22 protein-coding genes are annotated in these 19937 nt (G+C 54.5%); 15 read left to right on the top strand and 7 right to left on the bottom strand.

Annotation, left to right across the window (positions count from 1 at the left end; all coding sequences use genetic code 11):
• Positions 1-18: 18 nt before the first annotated feature.
• The 7 genes from rfaQ (at position 19) to coaD (ending at position 6911) form a co-directional block, all read left to right on the top strand.
• Positions 19-1089 (top strand): putative lipopolysaccharide heptosyltransferase III, encoded by a 1071-nt coding sequence (gene rfaQ, locus NWV12_RS00530; protein WP_075204762.1) that lies wholly within the window; start codon positions 19-21, stop codon positions 1087-1089.
• Positions 1086-2213 (top strand): glycosyltransferase family 4 protein, encoded by a 1128-nt coding sequence (locus NWV12_RS00525; protein ID WP_048980261.1) that lies wholly within the window; start codon positions 1086-1088, stop codon positions 2211-2213. The genes rfaQ and NWV12_RS00525 overlap by 4 nt, the downstream gene beginning before the upstream one ends.
• Before the next feature lie 2 nt (positions 2214-2215).
• Complete coding sequence (locus NWV12_RS00520; RefSeq protein WP_048980260.1) at positions 2216-3316, top strand: glycosyltransferase; 1101 nt, start codon at positions 2216-2218, stop codon at positions 3314-3316.
• 11 nt (positions 3317-3327) lie between these two features.
• A complete protein-coding gene (locus NWV12_RS00515; protein ID WP_048980259.1) occupies positions 3328-4317 on the top strand; it encodes a glycosyltransferase in 990 nt (329 codons plus the stop codon).
• A gap of 66 nt (positions 4318-4383) precedes the next feature.
• Positions 4384-5658: a lipid IV(A) 3-deoxy-D-manno-octulosonic acid transferase gene (waaA, locus tag NWV12_RS00510; RefSeq protein WP_032661923.1), complete on the top strand. Its 1275-nt coding sequence runs from the start codon at positions 4384-4386 to the stop codon at positions 5656-5658.
• Complete coding sequence (locus tag NWV12_RS00505) at positions 5658-6428, top strand: glycosyltransferase family 2 protein (RefSeq protein ID WP_048980257.1); 771 nt, start codon at positions 5658-5660, stop codon at positions 6426-6428. Before waaA ends, NWV12_RS00505 begins: the two co-directional genes overlap by 1 nt.
• Before the next feature lie 3 nt (positions 6429-6431).
• Positions 6432-6911 (top strand): pantetheine-phosphate adenylyltransferase, encoded by a 480-nt coding sequence (gene coaD, locus NWV12_RS00500; RefSeq protein WP_023334018.1) that lies wholly within the window; start codon positions 6432-6434, stop codon positions 6909-6911.
• 2 nt (positions 6912-6913) lie between these two features.
• On the opposite strand, the gene mutM is transcribed toward coaD, so the two are convergent.
• The 4 genes from mutM to radC all read right to left on the bottom strand — a co-directional run bounded on the left by mutM (position 6914) and on the right by radC (position 9109).
• Entirely contained in the window at positions 6914-7723 is an 810-nt protein-coding gene (gene mutM, locus NWV12_RS00495) for a bifunctional DNA-formamidopyrimidine glycosylase/DNA-(apurinic or apyrimidinic site) lyase (protein WP_023309890.1), read from the bottom strand.
• A 72-nt stretch (positions 7724-7795) separates the two neighbouring features.
• A complete protein-coding gene (gene rpmG, locus NWV12_RS00490; protein ID WP_003024094.1) occupies positions 7796-7963 on the bottom strand; it encodes a 50S ribosomal protein L33 in 168 nt (55 codons plus the stop codon).
• Positions 7964-7985: 22 nt separating this feature from the next.
• Positions 7986-8222 (bottom strand): 50S ribosomal protein L28, encoded by a 237-nt coding sequence (gene rpmB / locus NWV12_RS00485; RefSeq protein WP_002436699.1) that lies wholly within the window; start codon positions 8220-8222, stop codon positions 7986-7988.
• Between the two features lie 218 nt (positions 8223-8440).
• The gene (gene radC / locus NWV12_RS00480; protein ID WP_048980254.1) at positions 8441-9109 is read right to left on the bottom strand and encodes a DNA repair protein RadC; all 669 of its coding nucleotides are present in this window, start codon (positions 9107-9109) and stop codon (positions 8441-8443) included.
• A 172-nt stretch (positions 9110-9281) separates the two neighbouring features.
• Here radC and coaBC point away from each other — a divergent pair, with 172 nt between their 5' ends.
• From coaBC to slmA, 3 genes are all read left to right on the top strand, one after another.
• Complete coding sequence (gene coaBC / locus NWV12_RS00475) at positions 9282-10493, top strand: bifunctional phosphopantothenoylcysteine decarboxylase/phosphopantothenate--cysteine ligase CoaBC (protein WP_087823747.1); 1212 nt, start codon at positions 9282-9284, stop codon at positions 10491-10493.
• Positions 10471-10929 carry a dUTP diphosphatase gene (gene dut / locus NWV12_RS00470; RefSeq protein WP_048980252.1) on the top strand — a complete coding sequence of 153 codons (459 nt, stop codon included), beginning with the start codon at positions 10471-10473 and terminating at the stop codon, positions 10927-10929. Before coaBC ends, dut begins: the two co-directional genes overlap by 23 nt.
• A 120-nt stretch (positions 10930-11049) precedes the next feature.
• On the top strand, positions 11050-11646 hold the full coding sequence (gene slmA / locus NWV12_RS00465; RefSeq protein ID WP_010426428.1) for a nucleoid occlusion factor SlmA: 597 nt from the start codon (positions 11050-11052) through the stop codon (positions 11644-11646).
• A 40-nt stretch (positions 11647-11686) separates the two neighbouring features.
• Here slmA and pyrE read toward each other — a convergent pair whose 3' ends face one another.
• Positions 11687-12328, bottom strand: coding sequence for an orotate phosphoribosyltransferase (gene pyrE / locus NWV12_RS00460; RefSeq protein WP_010426430.1), 642 nt, complete (start codon positions 12326-12328; stop codon positions 11687-11689).
• Between the two features lie 67 nt (positions 12329-12395).
• Positions 12396-13112 carry a ribonuclease PH gene (rph, locus tag NWV12_RS00455; RefSeq protein ID WP_010426431.1) on the bottom strand — a complete coding sequence of 239 codons (717 nt, stop codon included), beginning with the start codon at positions 13110-13112 and terminating at the stop codon, positions 12396-12398.
• Positions 13113-13237: 125 nt separating this feature from the next.
• Here rph and NWV12_RS00450 point away from each other — a divergent pair, with 125 nt between their 5' ends.
• Together NWV12_RS00450 and NWV12_RS00445 are read left to right on the top strand one after the other, a co-directional pair.
• A complete protein-coding gene (locus NWV12_RS00450; RefSeq protein WP_023309886.1) occupies positions 13238-14101 on the top strand; it encodes a YicC/YloC family endoribonuclease in 864 nt (287 codons plus the stop codon).
• A gap of 205 nt (positions 14102-14306) precedes the next feature.
• Positions 14307-14924, top strand: a complete 618-nt coding sequence (locus NWV12_RS00445) for a trimeric intracellular cation channel family protein (protein ID WP_048980250.1) — start codon at positions 14307-14309, stop codon at positions 14922-14924.
• Positions 14925-14926: 2 nt separating this feature from the next.
• On the opposite strand, the gene ligB is transcribed toward NWV12_RS00445, so the two are convergent.
• On the bottom strand, positions 14927-16597 hold the full coding sequence (ligB, locus tag NWV12_RS00440) for an NAD-dependent DNA ligase LigB (protein ID WP_048980249.1): 1671 nt from the start codon (positions 16595-16597) through the stop codon (positions 14927-14929).
• 251 nt (positions 16598-16848) lie between these two features.
• Between ligB and gmk the strand changes: the two genes are divergently transcribed.
• Genes gmk through spoT form a run of 3 tightly spaced genes read left to right on the top strand, consistent with a single transcriptional unit; the run spans position 16849 to position 19936 of the window.
• Positions 16849-17472 carry a guanylate kinase gene (gene gmk, locus NWV12_RS00435; RefSeq protein ID WP_010426438.1) on the top strand — a complete coding sequence of 208 codons (624 nt, stop codon included), beginning with the start codon at positions 16849-16851 and terminating at the stop codon, positions 17470-17472.
• 54 nt (positions 17473-17526) lie between these two features.
• Positions 17527-17802, top strand: coding sequence for a DNA-directed RNA polymerase subunit omega (gene rpoZ, locus NWV12_RS00430; RefSeq protein WP_000135058.1), 276 nt, complete (start codon positions 17527-17529; stop codon positions 17800-17802).
• Between the two features lie 19 nt (positions 17803-17821).
• Positions 17822-19936 (top strand): bifunctional GTP diphosphokinase/guanosine-3',5'-bis pyrophosphate 3'-pyrophosphohydrolase, encoded by a 2115-nt coding sequence (gene spoT / locus NWV12_RS00425; protein ID WP_023309883.1) that lies wholly within the window; start codon positions 17822-17824, stop codon positions 19934-19936.
• Position 19937: the final 1 nt, after the last annotated feature.

The following is a 19937-nucleotide window of genomic DNA, read 5'->3' as shown; positions in this document are numbered from 1 at the left end:
CAGTACAACGCCGATAAGATGATGATGAATAACTTACCTGACACACCTGATTTGCGCATTTTACTTATCAAACTCCGCCATCATGGCGACATGTTGCTGACCACTCCCGTCATTGATTCGCTACGTCAAAAATGGCCGCAGGCGCAGATTGATGTCCTGCTGTATGAAGAAACGCGCGATATGCTCGCCGCGCATCCGGCGATCGGTACAATTTATGGAATCGATCGTAAATGGAAACAGCTTGGCACGCTGAAGCATCTTCAAAAAGAGTGGCAGTTGCTGCGTGCGTTAAGAAATCAGCATTATCATCTGGTGATTAACCTGGCCGATCAATGGCGTAGCGCGATCGTCACCCGTTTCACCGGTGCACCCGTTCGCCTCGGATTCGCGTTTAACAAACGCAACGGTGCATTCTGGCGTTTTTGTCACACCGATCTGGTCTCTGTCGACGGCCACAAATCCCTGCATACGGTCGAACAGAATCTTTCCATTCTGGCGCCATTACCGGTCGCGCCGCAGCCTGCCGTCACCATGGCTTACACCGCAGAAGACTGGGATCATGCCCGCCAAAAGCTGACGCAGACGGCTGTGGGCGACAGCTATATCGTGATCCAGCCGACGTCCCGCTGGTTCTTTAAATGCTGGAGCGAAGACAAAATGGCGCAAACCATTACTGCACTGCAGCAGGATGGTCATACGGTTGTGCTCACCGCGGGGCCGGATAAAAAAGAGCTGGCGATGATCGATCGCATTCTCGCCGCCTCGCCAAGGACGGGAGTCGTCTCGCTGGCGGGCCAGCTAACGTTGCGCCAGCTGGCCTCACTTATCGATCATGCGCGTCTTTTTATCGGCGTTGACTCCGTTCCAATGCATATGGCCGCCGCGCTGCAAACGCCCTGCGTGGCGCTGTTTGGCCCTTCTAAACTCACGTTTTGGTCTCCATGGCAAGTCAACGGTGAAGTCATCTGGGCCGGCGATTACGGCCCGCTACCCGATCCGGATGCCATTGATACCAAAACGAAAGAACGCTATCTCGACGCCATTCCCGTTGATGCTGTCGTCTCCGCCGCAAGGAGATATCTGTCATGAAAAACCATCGTCTGGCCATTGTTCGCCAAAAGTATCGCCCTGATGGCGGAGCGGAACGCTTCGTTTCGCGCGCTCTCACCGCGCTGAGCAATCAGAACCTTGAGCTCAACGTCATCACGCGTGAGTGGCAGGGAGAGAAGCAAGACGACTGGCATATCCACATTTGCAACCCTCAAAAATGGGGCCGCATCAGTCGAGAGCGCGGATTTGCACAGGCCGCGCGCGCGCTGTGGCAGCAACAGCAGTTTGATATTGTTCAAAGCCATGAGCGCATCCCGGGTTGTGATATCTATCGCGCGGGTGATGGGGTGCATCGTCGCTGGCTGCTGCAGCGCGCGCGCATTTTACCTGCCTGGCGTGCGCAAATGCTGATGTATGACCGCTATCACCGCTACGTGATGCGTGCGGAACGGGAAATGTATCAGTCGCCTGAGTTGAAAGCCGTAATCTGTAATGCGGAGATGATCAAACGCGAAATCGTTGAAGACTTTGATATTGACGCAAATAAAATTCATGTGATTTATAATTCTATTGATTCCAGCCGCTTCGTTCCGGCCCAGGAGGCACAGCGTGCGATGCTGCGCCAGCAATTTGGTTTGCCAGCCGATGCCGTTGTGTTCTGTTTTGTTGGCTCAGGGTTTGAACGAAAAGGATTAGCCAGCGCCATACGCGCTATCGCTGGAACATCAGCCTGGCTGATTGTTGTTGGGCAAGATAAAGCAGAGCGTCGTTATCGCGACCTCGCCCGTTCGTTAGGCTGCGAGGGGCAAATCCGTTTCCTGGGGGTGCAAAAAGAAACTCTGCCTTTTTATCAGCTATCCGATGGTTTACTGTTGCCAACGCTGTATGATCCCTTTCCTAACGTCATTCTTGAAGCGATGGCCTGCGGCTTGCCCGTCATTACTTCAGAGAGTTGCGGTGGTGCAGAGTTTATTCAACAAGGCCAGAACGGATTTTATTGTGACGCACTTGATATCAGTACACTGAAGGAAGCGGTAGCCGCCATTCCTTCACTGGAAAAAAATAACAATATGGGACGAGCGGCACGTGAACGTGTAAAAGACGCCACTCCCGAAAAACTATCAAGTCAGCTTATTACGCTTTATCAAAAATTACTGGATTAAAAATGCGCATCCTAATGATTATTGATGGTTTACCCGGTGGAGGAGCTGAAAAAACGGTTCTTACACTCTCCCGTGGATTAATAGAAATGGGACATCAGGTCTCTCTATTCTCTCTGCGGAAAGTGTGCGACTACGCCATCCCGGAAGGCATCGATTATCAGGTTGTTCAGGACACATGTAAAAAACCGTGGCGAAAGCTGACGGAAATCCCACGCCGCGCCCAACTGCTGGATCAGGCGATTGAGCGAGCTGAGCGCAGCGGCAAATTTGATGTGGTGTTCTCTCACCTGCACAAAACCGACCGCATTGTGTCGCACTGCCGCGCGCTGGAACGTGATAAAGTCTGGTTCTGCGTGCACGGCATGTTCTCGTTTTCCTATCTTCGCCATCGCAGCGGACTTTCGCGCTGGTTTAAACATCTTAAAATTCGTCATACCTACGAAAACCGCAACGTTGTCGCCGTCTCAGGCGCCGTGTTGACAGATCTTTCCGAGACGCTGTCGCTCAATCTTCGACGCAAAGCGGTTATCCATAATCCTTTCGATATTCCTGAAATTCAGCGTCTGGCGGATGCGCCCTTCGAGATGCAGGGAAAGGATTACATTATTCATGTTGGCCGCTTCCATGAGCACAAACGCCACGACCGACTCTTACGTGCGTTCGCCCTGAGTAAAATTGACACAACGCTGGTCATGATGGGCAATGGATCTGACGCTCAAATTCAAAAACTCAAGCAGCTTGCTGCCGAGCTGGGTATTGAAAACAAAACGGTTTTCCGCCCGTTCGAGTCCAATCCCTATCCCTGGATTAAAGGGGCACGCCTTTTAGTGTTAAGTTCTGACTGCGAAGGTTTTGGTAATGTGCTGGTTGAAGCCATTATCTGCCAGACGCCACCGGTCAGTACAAATTGCCCCGGAGGCCCTGCCGAAATCCTCACCGGCGCTTTAGCGCGCGGGATGGCAGAGTTAAATGACGAGTCACTGGCAAAAACGCTGGCGGATATTTATACCGCCCCGCCGGTCGTTGGCGATACAACCATCGCGTCGTTCGGTATCAATGCCATTTGCCAGCAATATGTTGCTCTGGTCGACAATCAAAAATAATCAGGTTTCTTATGCAAAATTCAGCCCCATTGTTAAGCGTGGTGGTTGCCGTTTATAACGGTGAAGCTTTCCTGGATCAGTTCTTTACCTGCCTTGTCAATCAACGCATCGACAGCATGGAAGTCATCATTGTCAATGACGGCTCTACTGACCGCTCGATGGAGATCGTCGAAAACTGGCGAGAAAAACTGCCGCAGCTGCAGGTCATAGAACAGCAAAACCAGGGCGTATCCATCGCGCGTAACACCGGTCTGGCCGTTGCGACGGGTCAATATCTTTCTTTCCCGGATATTGATGATGTCTTTAAACCCGGCATGTACCAACACCTGCTGGATATGGCCGTCACGCAGGATCTGGATGTCGCCACCTGTAACGGGAACTACGTCTGGGAGAATAACAAGAAACCCTCGCGCCCGATCTTCCCTGAAGACAAACTGGCTTCGACTGGGGTCATGACTGGCCCTGCGTGGTTAAAAATGGCGCTGGACTCTCGTAAATTCCTTCACGTCACCTGGCTGAACATCTATCGCCACGACTTTATCCGTAAACACAATTTCCATTTCGAACCCGGCCTGCGCCATCAGGATATCCCGTGGACCACCGAAGTGCTGCTTGCGGCAGAGCGGGTTCAGTACACCAGTGAACGTTATTACGACTACTACATTCACTCTGCATCGGTGTCCCATATGCCGGACAATGACGACACGCTGATTCGTTCCGCGCGTCACTACATGAAAATCCTGCAGATGCTCGACGCCATCAATCAGCGCTACCCGGATAAAGTGAAAGGGATCCCTGCCTGCCACTGGCAAATTGCCAAAGAGGGCCTGGGCATTATTCACACCTTCGACAACATGAAGGATGAGAAGAAGAAATCAATGATTATTAAAGAGTTCTTCGAAACAGGCATCTGGAAACTCATCTGGAAAAGTGCAAAAAGTCCGCGTCTGCGCTGGCGGCTGGGTCGACGTTATTTCCGTTTGAAACGGTATCTGGCATAAGAGATAGCTTTACCTGGCCTAAATGCTTAGAATTTGCCCGCCGAAACTAAAAAAACGGATAATCGCTTGGAATTGTTGTATACCGCTCTGCTCTACATCATTCAGCCACTGGTGTGGCTGAGACTGTTGCTTCGTAGCCGGAAAGCGCCTGCGTATCGTAAACGCTGGGCTGAACGCTATGGCTTCTGCCGCAATAAAGTCGTACCGGACGGTATTTTGCTGCATTCCGTTTCTGTCGGTGAAACGCTGGCGGCGATCCCGCTGGTTCGCGCCCTGCGTCACCGCTACCCTTCGCTGCCAATCACCGTCACGACGATGACGCCAACCGGCTCGGAGCGCGCGTTATCCGCTTTCGGTAAAGACGTGCAGCACGTCTATCTGCCTTACGATCTGCCCTGCGCCATGAATCGTTTCCTGAATACCGTTCGCCCGAAGCTGGTGATCGTGATGGAAACCGAACTGTGGCCGAATATGATTTCCGCCCTGCATGCCCGTAAAATCCCGCTGGTCATTGCCAACGCCCGCCTTTCAGAGCGCTCGGCGAAAGGTTACGGCAAGCTGGGTAAGTTTATGCGCCGCCTGCTGAGCAAAATTACGCTGATTGCCGCGCAGAACGAAGAGGATGCGGCACGCTTTATCGCGCTGGGCCTGAAACGCAACCAGCTTGCGGTAACGGGCAGCCTGAAATTTGATATTTCCGTTACCCCTGAGCTCGCCGCCCGTGCGATCACGCTGCGTCGCCAGTGGGCCCCGCGTCGTCAGGTCTGGATTGCCACCAGTACTCATGATGGCGAAGAAGAGATCATTCTGCAGGCTCACCGCAAGCTGCTGGAAAAATTCCCTGATTTACTGCTGATCCTCGTGCCTCGCCATCCGGAGCGTTTTAAAGATGCCCGTGAAATGGTCCAGAAAGGCGGATTCAGCTTCACGCTGCGCAGCAGCGGTGAAATTCCTTCCGGCAGCACCCAGGTGGTGATTGGCGATACGATGGGCGAGCTGATGCTGCTGTACGGAATCGCTGACCTCGCGTTTGTCGGTGGCAGCCTGGTCGAACGCGGCGGTCATAACCCGCTGGAGCCGGCAGCCCACGCCATTCCGGTGCTGATGGGGCCACACACGTTTAACTTCAAAGATATCTGCGCGAAATTACAGCAGGCCGATGGTTTAATTACCGTGACCGATGCGGATTCGGTGGTTAAAGAGGTATCGACCCTTCTGACTGACGAAGATTATCGCCTGTGGTACGGGCGTCATGCCGTCGAAGTGCTGCACCAGAACCAGGGCGCATTGACCCGACTGCTGCAGCTTCTGCAACCTTATCTGCCCCAGCGGAGCCACTGATGTCAACGCGTCTGTCGGTCGTCATGATCGCCAAAAACGCCGCCGACCTGCTTCCGGATTGCCTGGCGTCGGTTGCCTGGGCTGACGAAATAGTCATTCTTGACTCTGGAAGTACGGACAACACGGTGAACGTTGCCCGGGCAGCGGGCGCAAAAGTCTTTATCGACGCTGACTGGCAAGGCTATGGCATCCAGCGCCAGCGCGCGCAGGGCTATGCCACAGGTGATTATGTCCTGATGCTCGACACCGACGAACGCATCACGCCTGAGCTTCAGCAGGCCATTCAGGCGGTGATTTCCTCGCCCCAGCCAGGCGCCGTATACAGCATTGCCCGCCGCAACTACTTCCTTGGCCGTTTTATGCGCCACAGCGGCTGGTATCCTGACCGCGTGATGCGCCTCTACGAACGCGAGCGGTATCAATACAACGACAATCTGGTGCATGAATCCCTGAGCTGCGATAGCGCCCAGGTCATTCCCCTGACGGGCGATTTGCTGCACCTGACCTGTCGTGATTTCGCGAGCTTCCAGCGTAAACAGCTCAACTATGCCACCGCATGGGCTCAGGAGCGTCACCAGCGCGGCAAGAAGGCCTCGCTGACGGGTATCTTCACCCACACGCTGGGCGCGTTCCTGAAAACGCTGCTGCTGCGTGGTGGCGTCCTGGACGGCAAGCAGGGCTGGTTACTCGCGGTTGTGAATGCCCAGTATACTTTCAACAAATACACCGAGCTGTGGGCGCTCTGCCGCGGCTACTCAGAGAAAACGTGAGCCATGAGCACAAAAGCGATTTATCCGGGTACCTTCGATCCGATCACCAACGGTCATCTTGATATCATCACCCGTGCGGCGTGCATGTTCGACAAGGTGATCCTGGCCATTGCCGCCAGCCCCAGCAAAAAGCCAATGTTTGATCTCAACGAGCGCGTACAGCTCGCCACCGATGCCATTTCGCACCTGCCGAATGTTGAGGTGGTCGGGTTTAGCGACCTGATGGCAAACTTCGCCCGCGCTCAGCAGGCCAATATTCTGATCCGTGGTTTACGCGCGGTGGCAGACTTCGAGTATGAGATGCAGCTGGCGCACATGAACCGCCACCTGATGCCGGAGCTGGAGAGCGTGTTCCTGATGCCCTCCAAAGAGTGGTCGTTTATCTCTTCCACACTGGTAAAAGAGGTGGCGCGTCATCACGGCGATGTCACCCATTTCCTGCCGACTAACGTCCACCAGGCATTGATGGAAAAGCTAAAGTAGCCTTATTTCTGGCACTGACGGCAGTAGAACGTGGCGCGCTGGGCGTGCTTCGTGGCAATCACTGGCGTGCCGCAAACTCTGCACGGTTCGCCTTTACGGCCATACACCTGCAGCTCCTGGGCAAAATAGCCCGGCTTGCCGTCACTTTGCAGGAAGTCCTTCAACGTTGTCCCGCCCTGCTCAATCGAGCGAAGTAATACGGCTTTAATCACCCGGACCAGCAGCTCGCACTCCTGCGCCGACAGCGAAGAGGCCAGCCGATCGGGATGGATCCCCGCCGCAAACAGCGATTCGCTGGCGTAGATATTCCCCACGCCGACCACCAGCTTGTTATCCATCAGCCAGGGCTTAATCGGGCTTTTCTTCTTCGCACACTTCGCCTTGAGGTATTCTGCGTTAAACGCGTCTGAGAGCGGCTCCGGGCCCAGATGCGCCAGCACGTTATGCCCTTCCAGCTCCTTCGTCCACAGCCACGCGCCAAAGCGCCGTGGGTCGGTGTAACGGAGCACTTTGCCGTTGCTCATCACCAGATCGACGTGGTCGTGCTTTTCCGCAGGCAGTTCTTCGGTAAGAATGCGCAGGCTCCCGGACATCCCCAGGTGGATAATAATCCAGCCGTCGGGCAGTTCCAGCAGCAGGTATTTCGCGCGACGCTGTACGCTAAGGACGGGTTTATCGCTCAGGGCATGGATCTCATCGGACACCGGCCAGCGCAGACGTCCATTGCGGACCACCGCGTGAAGAATCGTCGCGCCGACCAGATGGGGCTCAATGCCGCGACGGCTGGTTTCTACCTCAGGTAATTCAGGCATGGTTCCTCCGTTGAGATGCAGAATGCAAAAAACCCCGCAGTTGCGGGGTTTTTCGATACAAGGAGACTAAAATTATTTGATTTTAGCTTCTTTGTACAGTACGTGCTGGCGTACAACTGGATCGAATTTTTTCAGTTCCAGTTTTTCCGGCTTAGTACGTTTGTTCTTCGTGGTGGTGTAGAAGTGACCTGTACCAGCAGAAGAAACCAGCTTGATTTTCTCGCGAATACCTTTAGCCATGATTTATTTCCTCTTTAAGTACTTAGTACTTTTCGCCACGGGCACGCAGTTCGGACAGAACTGTATCGATGCCTTTCTTATCGATTACACGCATACCTTTAGCAGATACGCGCAGGGTGACAAAACGCTTCTCGCTCTCAACCCAGAAACGGTGAGAGTGCAGGTTCGGCAGGAAACGGCGTTTAGTCGCGTTCAGTGCGTGGGAACGGTTGTTACCGGTCACCGGACGCTTGCCAGTAACTTGGCAGACTCGGGACATGTCTATTCTCCAAAAATCAAATTAGCTCGAGCTTCGTATGGGGTATCGGCGCCTCGTCAGGCTTTACAGCCCGGTCATCGCATAGTTCTAAGTGAACTCTCGATTGCCAGGCCCAAATGCCAAACCCGAGATTCTCAAAGGTGGCGTAGTATACGCTGACTCGGCGGTGTGCTCAAGTCCCGAACAGACAAAGATCCCGATGGATCGCGAGAAATAGCCTAAATCCAGCCATGTTCTGCGAAAGAAATGTACTCACCGCGGCCAATTATCAGATGGTCCAGCACACGAATGTCCATGAATTGACAGCATTTGATAATGCGTTCGGTGATTTCTTTGTCCGCTCTGCTCGGTTCTGCACAGCCAGAGGGGTGATTATGCGCGAGGATCACGCCCGCTGCATTCACTTTTATCGCTTCCCGCACAATTTCACGCGGATGCACCTCAACGTGACTCAACGTGCCCGCAAAGAGACAGCTATGTTTCAGCACCCGATTTCTGTTATCGACAAAGATCACTATAAAGATCTCGCGTTCAATATCAGTTAACTGGCTTTGCAGGAATTCACGCGTCATTTCTGGCGTCAGGATCGGATCTTCCTTCTCCATGCGGACATTGTAAAAACGGCGGGCAAGTTCAGCAATGCCCCTCAGCTGGGCATATTTCGCCACGCCAATTCCCTCAACGTGCTTAAACTGCGCCATATCGGCGGTCAATAAACCGTACAGCGAACCGAAATGTGCGATCAGCTCTTTTGCCAGCGTAAATACCGTTTTTCCGGGCGTTCCGGTACGTAAAAAGAGCGCCAGCAGTTCATCGTCTTTTAACAGGCTAACGCCATAGCGCAGCAGTTTTTCGCGCGGCAGCAGCTCCTCATCCTCTTCTTCCATGCTCTTTCTCCCCTTTTTAACCTTATGCTGCCACAGGCCAATCCGTCGCTCGACGGCCACATTGCGTTCTTGCGTAGCGCCTCGCAAAGTGGTCGAAGGACAAAATCACCCCGCTTTGGGGATTGTGATAAAATGCCCGCTCTCTGGTGAAACCCAACAGGAAAGAATCATGATGAGCCTGGCCGGTAAAAAAATCGTTCTTGGCGTGAGCGGCGGCATTGCTGCTTATAAAGCGCCGGAGCTGGTGCGTCGTCTGCGCGAGCGCGGAGCTGACGTGCGGGTCGCGATAACCGAAGGCGGTAAAGCCTTTATCACTCCCCTGAGCCTGCAGGCCGTTTCAGGATACCCGGTATCTGACAGCCTGCTCGATCCGGCCGCCGAAGCCGCGATGGGCCATATTGAGCTGGGTAAATGGGCAGACCTGGTTATCCTCGCCCCCGCCACGGCTGATTTAATCGCTCGGGTAGCGGCCGGTATGGCAAACGATCTGGTCTCCACTATTTGTCTGGCCACGCCTGCGCCTGTTGCCGTCGTTCCTGCCATGAACCAGCAGATGTACCGTAACGCGGCCACCCAGCATAATCTTGAGACGCTGGCCTCACGCGGCCTGCTTATCTGGGGTCCGGACAGCGGCAGCCAGGCCTGCGGCGACGTTGGCCCGGGTCGCATGCTTGATCCGCTGACGATTGTTGATATGGCCGCAGCCCATTTTTCGCCTGTCAACGATCTGCAACATCTCAACATCATGATTACCGCGGGCCCCACGCGCGAGCCGCTGGATCCGGTGCGCTACATCACCAACCACAGCTCCGGCAAAATGGGCTTTGCGATTGCCGCCGCCGCCGCAAGGCGTGGCGCGAACGTCACGCTGGTGAGCGGCCCGGTATCGCTGCCTACCCCTGCGTTTGTGAAGCGAATTGACGTCACCACCGCGCTGGAGATGGAAGCCGCCGTGCAGGCACATGCGCAAAGCCAGCAGATTTTTATCGGCTGTGCGGCCGTCGCAGACTATCGTGCCGAGACTATCGCCGAGGCTAAAATTAAAAAGCAAGGCGATGAATTAACACTAAAAATGGTGAAAAACCCGGACATTGTCGCCGGTGTCGCCGCACTAAAAAGCCATCGTCCATACGTTGTTGGGTTTGCCGCAGAAACGAATAATGTGGAAGAATATGCCCGGCAAAAACGTACCCGCAAAAACCTCGATTTGATTTGCGCGAACGACGTATCGCTGGCCACACAAGGATTTAACAGCGACAGCAACGCACTGCACCTTTTCTGGCAGGATGGAGATAAAGTCTTACCGCTTGAGCGCAAGGAACTCCTGGGCCAACAATTACTCGACGAGATCGTTACCCGTTATGATGAAAAAAATCGACGTTAAGATTCTGGACCCGCGTGTTGGCGAGCAATTCCCGCTGCCAACCTATGCCACCTCCGGCTCTGCCGGTCTTGACCTGCGCGCCTGTCTCGATGACTCCGTAGAACTGGCTCCGGGTGCCACTACCCTGGTTCCAACTGGCCTGGCAATTCACATTGCTGACCCGTCGCTGGCAGCGGTGATCCTGCCGCGCTCTGGTCTGGGTCATAAGCACGGCGTTGTGCTGGGTAACCTGGTCGGCCTGATCGACTCCGACTACCAGGGTCAGCTGATGGTCTCCGTCTGGAACCGCGGTCAGGACAGCTTCACCATTGAACCGGGCGAGCGTATCGCCCAGATGGTCTTTGTACCAGTGGTACAGGCAGAATTTAACCTGGTGGCAGACTTTGACGCCACCGACCGTGGCGAAGGCGGCTTCGGCCATTCCGGGCGCAAATAACGGCCCGAAAGATACGTATCTCACAGCGTTATAATGCAATAACAAACCGCAAACGCCCGTTTGCGGTCGCTGTGTGGATGCCAGCCTGGCAAGTGCTTATTTTCAGGGGTATTTTGTAACATGGCAGAAAAACAAACCGCGAAAAGGAATCGTCGCGAAGAAATACTTCAATCTCTGGCTCTGATGCTTGAATCCAGCGATGGCAGTCAACGCATCACCACCGCTAAACTGGCCGCCTCTGTAGGCGTGTCTGAGGCGGCGCTGTACCGTCATTTCCCGAGCAAGACCCGAATGTTCGACAGCCTGATCGAGTTTATTGAAGACAGCCTGATCACGCGCATCAACCTGATTCTGAAAGACGAAAAAGACACCACCGCGCGTCTGCGTCTGATTGTGCTGCTAATCCTGGGCTTCGGTGAACGCAATCCGGGCTTAACCCGTATCCTCACCGGCCACGCGCTGATGTTTGAACAGGACAGACTGCAGGGCCGCATTAACCAGCTTTTCGAGCGTATTGAAGCGCAGCTGCGCCAGGTACTACGCGAAAAGAAAATGCGTGAAGGCGAAGGTTACACCATTGATGAAACGCTGCTGGCGAGCCAGATTCTGGCGTTTTGTGAAGGGATGCTCTCCCGCTTTGTGCGTAGCGAATTCAAATACCGTCCAACGGACGATTTTGACGCCCGCTGGCCCTTAGTGGCTGCTCAGTTGCAGTAATCCGTAAGCCCGGTAAGCGTAGCGCCACCGGGCAATTTAATTACACCCCGAACTCTTCCCGGTACGCACGTACCGCCGCCAGATGGTCCGCCATCTCAGGCTTCTCTTCCAGATACGCAATCAGGTCTTTCAGGGTGATAATCGACGTCACTTTGCAGCTGTAATCACGTTCGACTTCCTGAATAGCGGAAATTTCACCGCGACCACGCTCCTGACGATCCAGAGAAATCAGCACGCCAGCAAGCGTCGCACCGTTGGCCTGGATAATCTCCATTGATTCGCGGATCGCCGTACCCGCGGTAATCACGTCATCGACCAGCATGACGCGGCCCTGCAGCGCGCTGCCGACCAGATTCCCGCCTTCACCATGGGTTTTAGCTTCTTTGCGGTTAAAGCAGTACGGCACGTCGCGGTCATGGTGTTCCGCCAGCGCCACCGCGGTAGTGGTCGCAATCGGAATGCCTTTATAGGCCGGGCCAAACAGCAGGTCAAAATCAATCCCGGAATCCACCAGCGCTTCGGCATAGAAACGGCCTAACAGTGCCAGATCGCGCCCGGTATTAAACAGCCCGGCGTTGAAGAAATAGGGACTTTTACGCCCGGATTTCAGCGTAAATTCGCCAAACTTAAGTACCTGCTTGTTAAGCGCAAACTCAATAAACTGGCGCTGATACGATTTCATGGATTTGCTCCTTTGGTTTTTCTGTCTTACAGGCAAAAAAAAGGCGACTCATTGGTCGCCTTTAAAATCAATTTTCTAACGCCGCTTTCTGCGTCGTTACAATGGATTCGATTCCCCCTCGGGCCAACGCCAGCAGGGAGAGAAGCTCTTCGTGGGTGAACGGCTCGCCTTCCGCCGTGCCCTGCACCTCAATGATGCGACCGTCTTCGGTCATCACCACGTTCATGTCGGTTTCGGCTGCGGAATCTTCAACGTATTCCAGATCGCAAAGCGCTTCGCCGTTAACGATACCCACGGACACCGCCGCAACCATGCCTTTCATTGGGTTAGTTTTCAGCTTACCGGCCGCAACCAGCTTGTTCAGGGCATCCGCCAGCGCCACGCAGGCACCGGTAATCGACGCCGTACGCGTGCCACCGTCAGCCTGAATCACGTCGCAGTCCAGCGTGATGGTGAATTCGCCGAGGATTTTCAGGTCAACGGCGGCGCGCAGCGCACGCGCGATCAGACGCTGAATCTCCATGGTACGACCGCCCTGCTTACCCTTTGCCGCTTCACGGGCATTACGGGTATGGGTCGCACGCGGCAGCATGCCGTATTCTGCGGTGATCCACCCCTGGCCCTGACCTTTCAGGAAGCGCGGAACGCCTTCTTCGATGGAGGCGGTGCACAGCACTTTAGTGTCACCAAACTCAACCAGCACGGAGCCTTCAGCGTGTTTTGTATAGTTACGGGTCAGGGTGACGGGACGCACCTGGTTGGCGCTACGACCTGATGGACGCATGATGGATTCTCCGGCTTGAAACGAATGTGGCTGCGCATTATACGGATAAAGGACGCTTATTCCTATCCTGAGAAGCCCCCGAAAGCTATAATCCCCCCATCTCTCCTTTAAAAACGGGAATGTCTATGATCCGCAGTATGACCGCCTACGCCCGGCGTGAAATCAAGGGTAGCTGGGGTAGCGCCACATGGGAAATGCGCTCGGTAAACCAGCGTTACCTGGAAACGTATTTCCGTATGCCGGAGCAGTTCCGCAGCCTTGAGCCTGTCGTGCGTGAACGTATCCGTACGCGTCTGACGCGCGGAAAAGTTGAATGTAACCTGCGCTTTGAGCCTGATGCGAGCGCACAGGGCGAGCTCATCCTCAACGAAAAACTGGCAAAACAGCTCGTGAATGCGGCGAACTGGGTCAAAATGCAGAGCGATGAAGGCGAAATCAACCCGGTTGATATTCTGCGCTGGCCTGGCGTCATGGCCGCCGGTGAGCAGGATCTGGACGCCATTGCCGCTGAAATCCTGGCAGCTCTCGACGGCACGCTGGACGACTTTATCGTTGCCCGCGAAACCGAAGGCCAGGCGCTGAAAGCGATGATTGAGCAGCGTCTTGAAGGCGTGAGCACTGAAGTTGCCAAAGTCCGCACCCATATGCCAGAAGTGCTGCAATGGCAGCGCGAGCGCCTTGTCGCCAAACTGGAAGAAGCGGAAGTTCAGCTGGAAAACACCCGCCTGGAACAAGAGCTGGTGCTGATGGCGCAGCGTATCGATGTCGCTGAAGAGCTGGACCGTCTGGAAGCGCATGTTAAAGAAACCTACAACATTCTGAAGAAGAAAGAAGCTGTGGGCCGCCGTCTGGACTTTATGATGCAGGAGTTCAACCGCGAGTCGAACACCCTGGCGTCTAAGTCGATCAATGCAGAAGTGACGAATTCAGCGATTGAGCTCAAAGTGCTGATTGAACAGATGCGCGAGCAGATCCAGAACATCGAGTAATGCCTTTCGGGTGGTGTCGAATGCACCACCCATTACTATTTCTAATCCATCTTAACGCCAATTTTGTCGCTTTACCGCCTTTCATCAAGCTTTCTCTATAGAACTTGATAAAAATTTATAGGGCAAACTGACTCGCCTTAGAAAATCTCAATCGTGATCTCGCGCACAAATCGCTAACCTCCCCCGCGTTCACACCGGAGGGTATATGCTGCTTCACATCCTTTATCTCATTGGCATCACCGCAGAAGCCATGACCGGCGCGCTTGCCGCTGGACGTCGCCGTATGGATACCTTCGGCGTGATCATTATTGCTACGGCTACCGCGCTGGGCGGCGGTTCCGTGCGCGATATTCTGCTTGGCCATTACCCGCTCGGCTGGGTTAAACACCCTGAATATGTGATTATCGTGGCAACGGCCGCCGTGTTAACCACCATCGTGGCGCCCGTTATGCCCCATCTTCGCCGCCTGTTCCTTGTGCTTGATGCGCTGGGGCTGATTGTCTTTTCAATCATCGGCGCGCAAATCGCGCTCGATATGGGGGAAGGACCGGTTATCGCCACCATCGCCGCCGTGGTCACGGGCGTATTCGGCGGCGTGCTGCGCGATATGTTCTGCAAACGCATCCCCCTGGTCTTTCAAAAAGAGCTGTATGCCGGCATCTCCTTTGCGGCAGCGGTGCTCTATATCGCCCTGCAGCATTACGTTTCAAACCATGATGTGGTGGTCATCTCGACGCTGCTGTTTGGCTTTACGGCCCGCATGCTGGCGCTGCGTCTGAAGCTCGGACTGCCCGTTTTTCATTACAAACACAGCACCCACTAGCTTCAGAACCCGTTGATGTGCTGTTCAGCGAGCCATTTCGCCAGCACATCAATCTGAGGCGCGTGAATCCAGTTTACGATTTGTCGCGCTTTCTCCTCTCCCGTTCCCGGCAGGGTCTGCCAGTCCTTTGCGTTGCGCCCGCTCATCTTCTGCCACGATATGTCTCCCATCGCCTTCAGCGAAGCCTGGGTCAATGGCACACCCATTGCCATGAGCCAGCGGATAAACGGCTTCTCGCGCACCAGATTAAATCGGTGCCAGAGCGCCAGCCCGCGTGCTGAGGAAAACCCCGGTGTAGCCTGCAGCTGCGCCTGCGTTAATAACAGCCATGAAAAGAGATGTTCAAAACGATGTGCCTGCCAGAGGGTCCGCCAGCCTGATTCGCCTAATCCTTCAATATCGAATACCTGCTTTGAACTGAGCCAGGTCAGCCGGGCAAAGAACTGCTCCATACACTCCGGCGAAGCATAGAAACAGCTAAGAGCATGATAGCGTGAGGCCGGTGGCTCTGGTTTATGTCTGTCAGTCCCGCGCCAGAGCACCTTATCAAACCGGGGGATACCCTGCCCGGCCAGGCTGATCTGTATCTGATCCCCTGGAGCAATATCCAGACTCTGCCAGCGCCCAACCGAGCCCAGACTCACCCGCTGCACCTGTTTATCATCCAGTTGCACGGGTTCCAGCGCTGCTACAACGGAAATTTTGCCCGTGCGCCCCACGGAAAAATGAATATCACTCACCTCAGCGACCTGGGCTGCGGGAGGATATTTCCACGCGACAACCCAGATGCCTTCTCCCGGTAACCACTCTTCGCCCGCAGGTTCATCCTCCGAACGCACCACAATGCCATCCGTGGCAAAGGGTAATGCGGTCACGTGCCAGGCCGCGCGCTGCTTCTCGACGGCATCGACAGATTCGGCGGGTAGCGTGTACCGTGCCGACAGCGTAAAACCGGCCTGAGACAGTTCAGCTAAAGAGGTACGCATATCTTTCGGTCCGTCCGGCCAGGCCCAGATGAATACGCCGATCTTGCTTAATAGCGCGTTATCCTTTTGCCGCATCATCGCCCCCGCCACCTTGGCGCGAGCGTTCATTCCGCCCATCTGGTTCTGAATGTGGTTGTCGCGTAACCAGTAAAGCTCGCCCTGCAAGACGCTATTCGCCAGCGCGCCGGTGAGCTTTTGCGGAACCGACGGGATTAAACGCACCTTATCGGTCCAGTCTTCCCCTTTCAGGCCATCACCGCGACTGATAGCCTGGGTTAACTTTCCGTTGCGATAGACCAGCGTTACCGCCACACCGTCAACTTTGGGTTGCAGCCACAGATGTTGTCGGGTACGCATCCACTGTCTCAACTCCTCTTTGCTGGTCACCTTATGCACACCCGTGTGGGCAACGGGATGTTTTACGCTTCCCGTCAGCGCCGGGAGTTTCTCTTCTGAAGGCTCACTGCCAAAACAGCGCTGCCACTGCGTTAACCGCCCGTGAAGCTGGTCGTAAGCCTCGTCGCTGATCTCGCTCACGCCCTGCTTCCAGTAAGCCTCATCCCAGCCTTTGATTTGGGCGCTTAACGACGCCATCTCTTTTTCTGCTTTTGCCTGCGACCACACCGGACACACCGCCGCGCCAGAGCCACACCACAACAGCATTAACCCGCTTATCCATCGCCACATCGCTACCCCTCCTTTGCATTGCAGGAGGTATACCCGGATGCCTGAAACAACGCTAACGACAACGTTTCACAATGCGAGACGCTATCCGGTGTTTCTTTTGGTTGCTGAAAACCACAGATAAAACCTGAAAACGGCACGCAAAATTCAATAATCCAGGGGAAAAAGTGTGACAAAGGCTACGTCACGGTGCGCCGACGTGTATAATAAGCCCGTATGTAGGACTTCTTCGTTAACACATACAAAAGACTCTCATGGCTCAAGGCACGCTTTATATTGTTTCTGCCCCTAGTGGCGCGGGTAAATCCAGCCTTATTCAGGCACTGTTAAAAACCCAACCGTTGTACGACACACAGGTTTCTGTTTCTCACACCACGCGAGCGCCGCGTCCGGGTGAAGTGCACGGTGAACACTATTTCTTTGTGGATCACGACGAATTCAGAGCGATGATCGGCAGAGACGCGTTTCTTGAACACGCTGAAGTATTTGGTAATTACTACGGTACCTCGCGTGAAACCATTGAGCAGGTTCTGGCCACGGGCGTGAATGTGTTCCTGGATATCGACTGGCAGGGCGCACAGCAAATTCGTAAGAAAATGCCTGATTCGCGCAGTATCTTTATTTTACCGCCATCGAAAGATGAGCTGGATCGCCGCCTGCGTGGCCGCGGTCAGGACAGCGAAGAAGTGATCGCAAAGCGTATGGAACAGGCTGTTGCAGAAATGAGCCATTACGCGGAATATGATTACCTTATTGTGAATGATGATTTTGATGCCGCACTGAGCGATCTCAAAACCATTCTTCGTGCAGAACGTCTGCGTATGAGCCGCCAGAAGCAGCGACATGACGCATTAATCACCAAACTGTTGGCAGACTGAACCCACTTTCAGTATCATGCCCAGTCATTTCTTCACCTGTGGAGCATTTTAAGTATGGCACGCGTAACTGTTCAGGACGCTGTAGAGAAAATTGGTAACCGTTTTGACCTGGTGCTGGTCGCCGCGCGTCGCGCTCGTCAGATGCAGGTAGGCGGTAAAGATCCGCTGGTACCGGAAGAAAACGATAAAACCACCGTTATTGCACTTCGCGAAATCGAAGAAGGTCTGATCAACAACCAGATCCTCGACGTGCGTGAGCGCCAGGAGCAGCAAGAGCAGGAAGCCGCAGAACTGCAGGCCGTAACCGCTATTGCTGAAGGTCGTCGTTAATTAAACCTGCGGGTCGCCCTTGTATCTGTTTGAAAGCCTGAATCAACTGATTCAAACCTACCTGCCTGAAGACCAGATTAAGCGTCTTCAGCAGGCGTATCTCGTTGCACGTGACGCTCACGAGGGCCAGACACGTTCAAGCGGTGAACCCTATATCACGCACCCGGTAGCGGTGGCCTGTATTCTGGCCGAGATGAAACTCGACTACGAAACGCTGATGGCCGCTCTGCTGCATGACGTGATCGAAGATACCCCTGCCACTTATCAGGACATGGAACAGCTGTTTGGCAAAAGCGTTGCCGAACTGGTGGAAGGGGTCTCTAAGCTTGATAAGCTGAATTTCCGCGACAAGAAAGAGGCGCAAGCCGAAAACTTCCGCAAGATGATTATGGCGATGGTGCAGGATATCCGCGTCATTCTCATCAAACTCGCTGACCGTACCCACAACATGCGCACGCTGGGCTCACTTCGCCCGGATAAACGTCGCCGCATTGCCCGTGAAACCCTCGAAATCTACAGTCCGCTGGCGCACCGTTTAGGTATTCACCACATTAAAACCGAGCTGGAAGAGTTGGGTTTTGAAGCGTTGTACCCGAACCGCTATCGCGTGATTAAAGAGGTGGTGAAAGCCGCACGCGGTAACCGCAAAGAGATGATTCAAAAAATCCTCTCGGAAATTGAAGGGCGCTTACAGGAAGCGGGAATTCCGTGCCGCGTCAGCGGTCGCGAAAAACATTTGTACTCCATCTACTGCAAAATGGTGCTCAAAGAGCAGCGTTTTCACTCGATCATGGATATCTACGCCTTCCGCGTAATTGTCCACGACTCGGACACCTGCTATCGCGTGCTGGGGCAGATGCACAGCCTCTACAAACCGCGTCCGGGCCGCATGAAAGATTACATCGCCATTCCAAAAGCGAACGGCTATCAATCTTTGCACACCTCGATGATCGGGCCACATGGCGTACCTGTTGAGGTGCAAATTCGCACCGAAGACATGGACCAGATGGCAGAGATGGGTGTTGCCGCACACTGGGCGTATAAAGAGCACGGTGGCGAAAGCAGCACGACCGCACAAATCCGCGCCCAGCGCTGGATGCAGAGCCTGCTGGAGCTTCAGCAGAGTGCGGGTAGCTCGTTTGAATTTATCGAGAGCGTTAAATCCGATCTCTTCCCGGATGAGATTTACGTTTTCACCCCAGAAGGTCGCATTGTCGAACTGCCTGCGGGCGCAACGCCTGTCGACTTCGCATACGCCGTGCACACCGATATCGGGCATGCCTGCGTCGGCGCGCGCGTCGACAGACAGCCTTATCCGCTGTCTCAACCGCTCTCCAGCGGCCAGACGGTAGAAATTATTACCGCACCGGGCGCACGTCCGAACGCGGCCTGGCTGAACTTTGTCGTGAGCTCCAAAGCACGCGCCAAAATTCGCCAGCTGCTGAAAAACCTCAAGCGCGATGATTCCGTCAGCCTGGGGCGTCGTCTGCTCAACCACGCGTTGGGCGGTAGCCGTAAGCTGGCTGAAATTCCGCAGGAGAACGTCCAGCGTGAGCTGGAGCGCATGAAGCTTGCGTCGCTTGACGACCTGCTGGCAGAGATTGGCCTCGGCAACGCCATGAGCGTGGTGGTGGCGAAGAATCTGCAGCAAGGCGACACGACAGCGGTGCCTGCAACCACGCAAAGCCACGGACACCTGCCGATTAAAGGCGCAGACGGGGTGCTGATCACCTTCGCAAAATGCTGTCGTCCAATTCCTGGCGACCCGATTATTGCGCATGTCAGCCCGGGTAAAGGGCTGGTTATCCACCACGAGTCCTGTCGTAACATTCGCGGCTACCAGAAAGAAGCCGAGAAGTTTATGGCGGTCGAGTGGGATAAAGAGACCGCGCAGGAATTTATCACCGAAATTAAGGTGGATATGTTCAACCATCAGGGTGCCCTGGCGAACCTGACGGCAGCGATCAACACGGCTTCTTCCAACATTCAGAGCCTGAATACGGAAGAAAAAGATGGCCGCGTGTACAGCGCCTTTATTCGTCTGACCGCCCGCGACCGCGTGCATCTGGCGAATATTATGCGCAAGATCCGCGTCATGCCGGACGTGATTAAAGTCACCCGAAACCGAAACTAGG

Origin of the sequence: Enterobacter sp. Crenshaw (genome assembly GCF_024734705.1) — a bacterium.
GTDB classification, from domain to species: Bacteria; Pseudomonadota; Gammaproteobacteria; order Enterobacterales; family Enterobacteriaceae; genus Enterobacter; species Enterobacter asburiae_B.
The sequence above is the reverse complement of the archived record's forward strand: the minus strand, read 5'-3'. Positions and strand labels throughout refer to the sequence as shown.

What these genes read in the sequence shown, in the direction of transcription:
- NWV12_RS00505 (WP_048980257.1), top strand. Translation starts at nt 5,658, where the DNA reads ATGTCAACGCGTCTGTCGGTCGTCATGATCGCCAAAAACGCCGCCGAC.
- rfaQ (WP_075204762.1), top strand. Translation starts at nt 19, where the DNA reads ATGATGATGAATAACTTACCTGACACACCTGATTTGCGCATTTTACTT.
- rph (WP_010426431.1), bottom strand. Translation starts at nt 13,112, where the DNA reads ATGCGTCCATCAGGTCGTAGCGCCAACCAGGTGCGTCCCGTCACCCTG.
- pyrE (WP_010426430.1), bottom strand. Translation starts at nt 12,328, where the DNA reads ATGAAATCGTATCAGCGCCAGTTTATTGAGTTTGCGCTTAACAAGCAG.
- NWV12_RS00450 (WP_023309886.1), top strand. Translation starts at nt 13,238, where the DNA reads ATGATCCGCAGTATGACCGCCTACGCCCGGCGTGAAATCAAGGGTAGC.
- ligB (WP_048980249.1), bottom strand. Translation starts at nt 16,597, where the DNA reads ATGTGGCGATGGATAAGCGGGTTAATGCTGTTGTGGTGTGGCTCTGGC.
- radC (WP_048980254.1), bottom strand. Translation starts at nt 9,109, where the DNA reads ATGGAAGAAGAGGATGAGGAGCTGCTGCCGCGCGAAAAACTGCTGCGC.
- gmk (WP_010426438.1), top strand. Translation starts at nt 16,849, where the DNA reads ATGGCTCAAGGCACGCTTTATATTGTTTCTGCCCCTAGTGGCGCGGGT.
- NWV12_RS00445 (WP_048980250.1), top strand. Translation starts at nt 14,307, where the DNA reads ATGCTGCTTCACATCCTTTATCTCATTGGCATCACCGCAGAAGCCATG.
- dut (WP_048980252.1), top strand. Translation starts at nt 10,471, where the DNA reads ATGATGAAAAAAATCGACGTTAAGATTCTGGACCCGCGTGTTGGCGAG.
- NWV12_RS00515 (WP_048980259.1), top strand. Translation starts at nt 3,328, where the DNA reads ATGCAAAATTCAGCCCCATTGTTAAGCGTGGTGGTTGCCGTTTATAAC.
- coaBC (WP_087823747.1), top strand. Translation starts at nt 9,282, where the DNA reads ATGAGCCTGGCCGGTAAAAAAATCGTTCTTGGCGTGAGCGGCGGCATT.
- rpmG (WP_003024094.1), bottom strand. Translation starts at nt 7,963, where the DNA reads ATGGCTAAAGGTATTCGCGAGAAAATCAAGCTGGTTTCTTCTGCTGGT.
- NWV12_RS00520 (WP_048980260.1), top strand. Translation starts at nt 2,216, where the DNA reads ATGCGCATCCTAATGATTATTGATGGTTTACCCGGTGGAGGAGCTGAA.
- NWV12_RS00525 (WP_048980261.1), top strand. Translation starts at nt 1,086, where the DNA reads ATGAAAAACCATCGTCTGGCCATTGTTCGCCAAAAGTATCGCCCTGAT.
- rpmB (WP_002436699.1), bottom strand. Translation starts at nt 8,222, where the DNA reads ATGTCCCGAGTCTGCCAAGTTACTGGCAAGCGTCCGGTGACCGGTAAC.
- coaD (WP_023334018.1), top strand. Translation starts at nt 6,432, where the DNA reads ATGAGCACAAAAGCGATTTATCCGGGTACCTTCGATCCGATCACCAAC.
- mutM (WP_023309890.1), bottom strand. Translation starts at nt 7,723, where the DNA reads ATGCCTGAATTACCTGAGGTAGAAACCAGCCGTCGCGGCATTGAGCCC.
- slmA (WP_010426428.1), top strand. Translation starts at nt 11,050, where the DNA reads ATGGCAGAAAAACAAACCGCGAAAAGGAATCGTCGCGAAGAAATACTT.
- rpoZ (WP_000135058.1), top strand. Translation starts at nt 17,527, where the DNA reads ATGGCACGCGTAACTGTTCAGGACGCTGTAGAGAAAATTGGTAACCGT.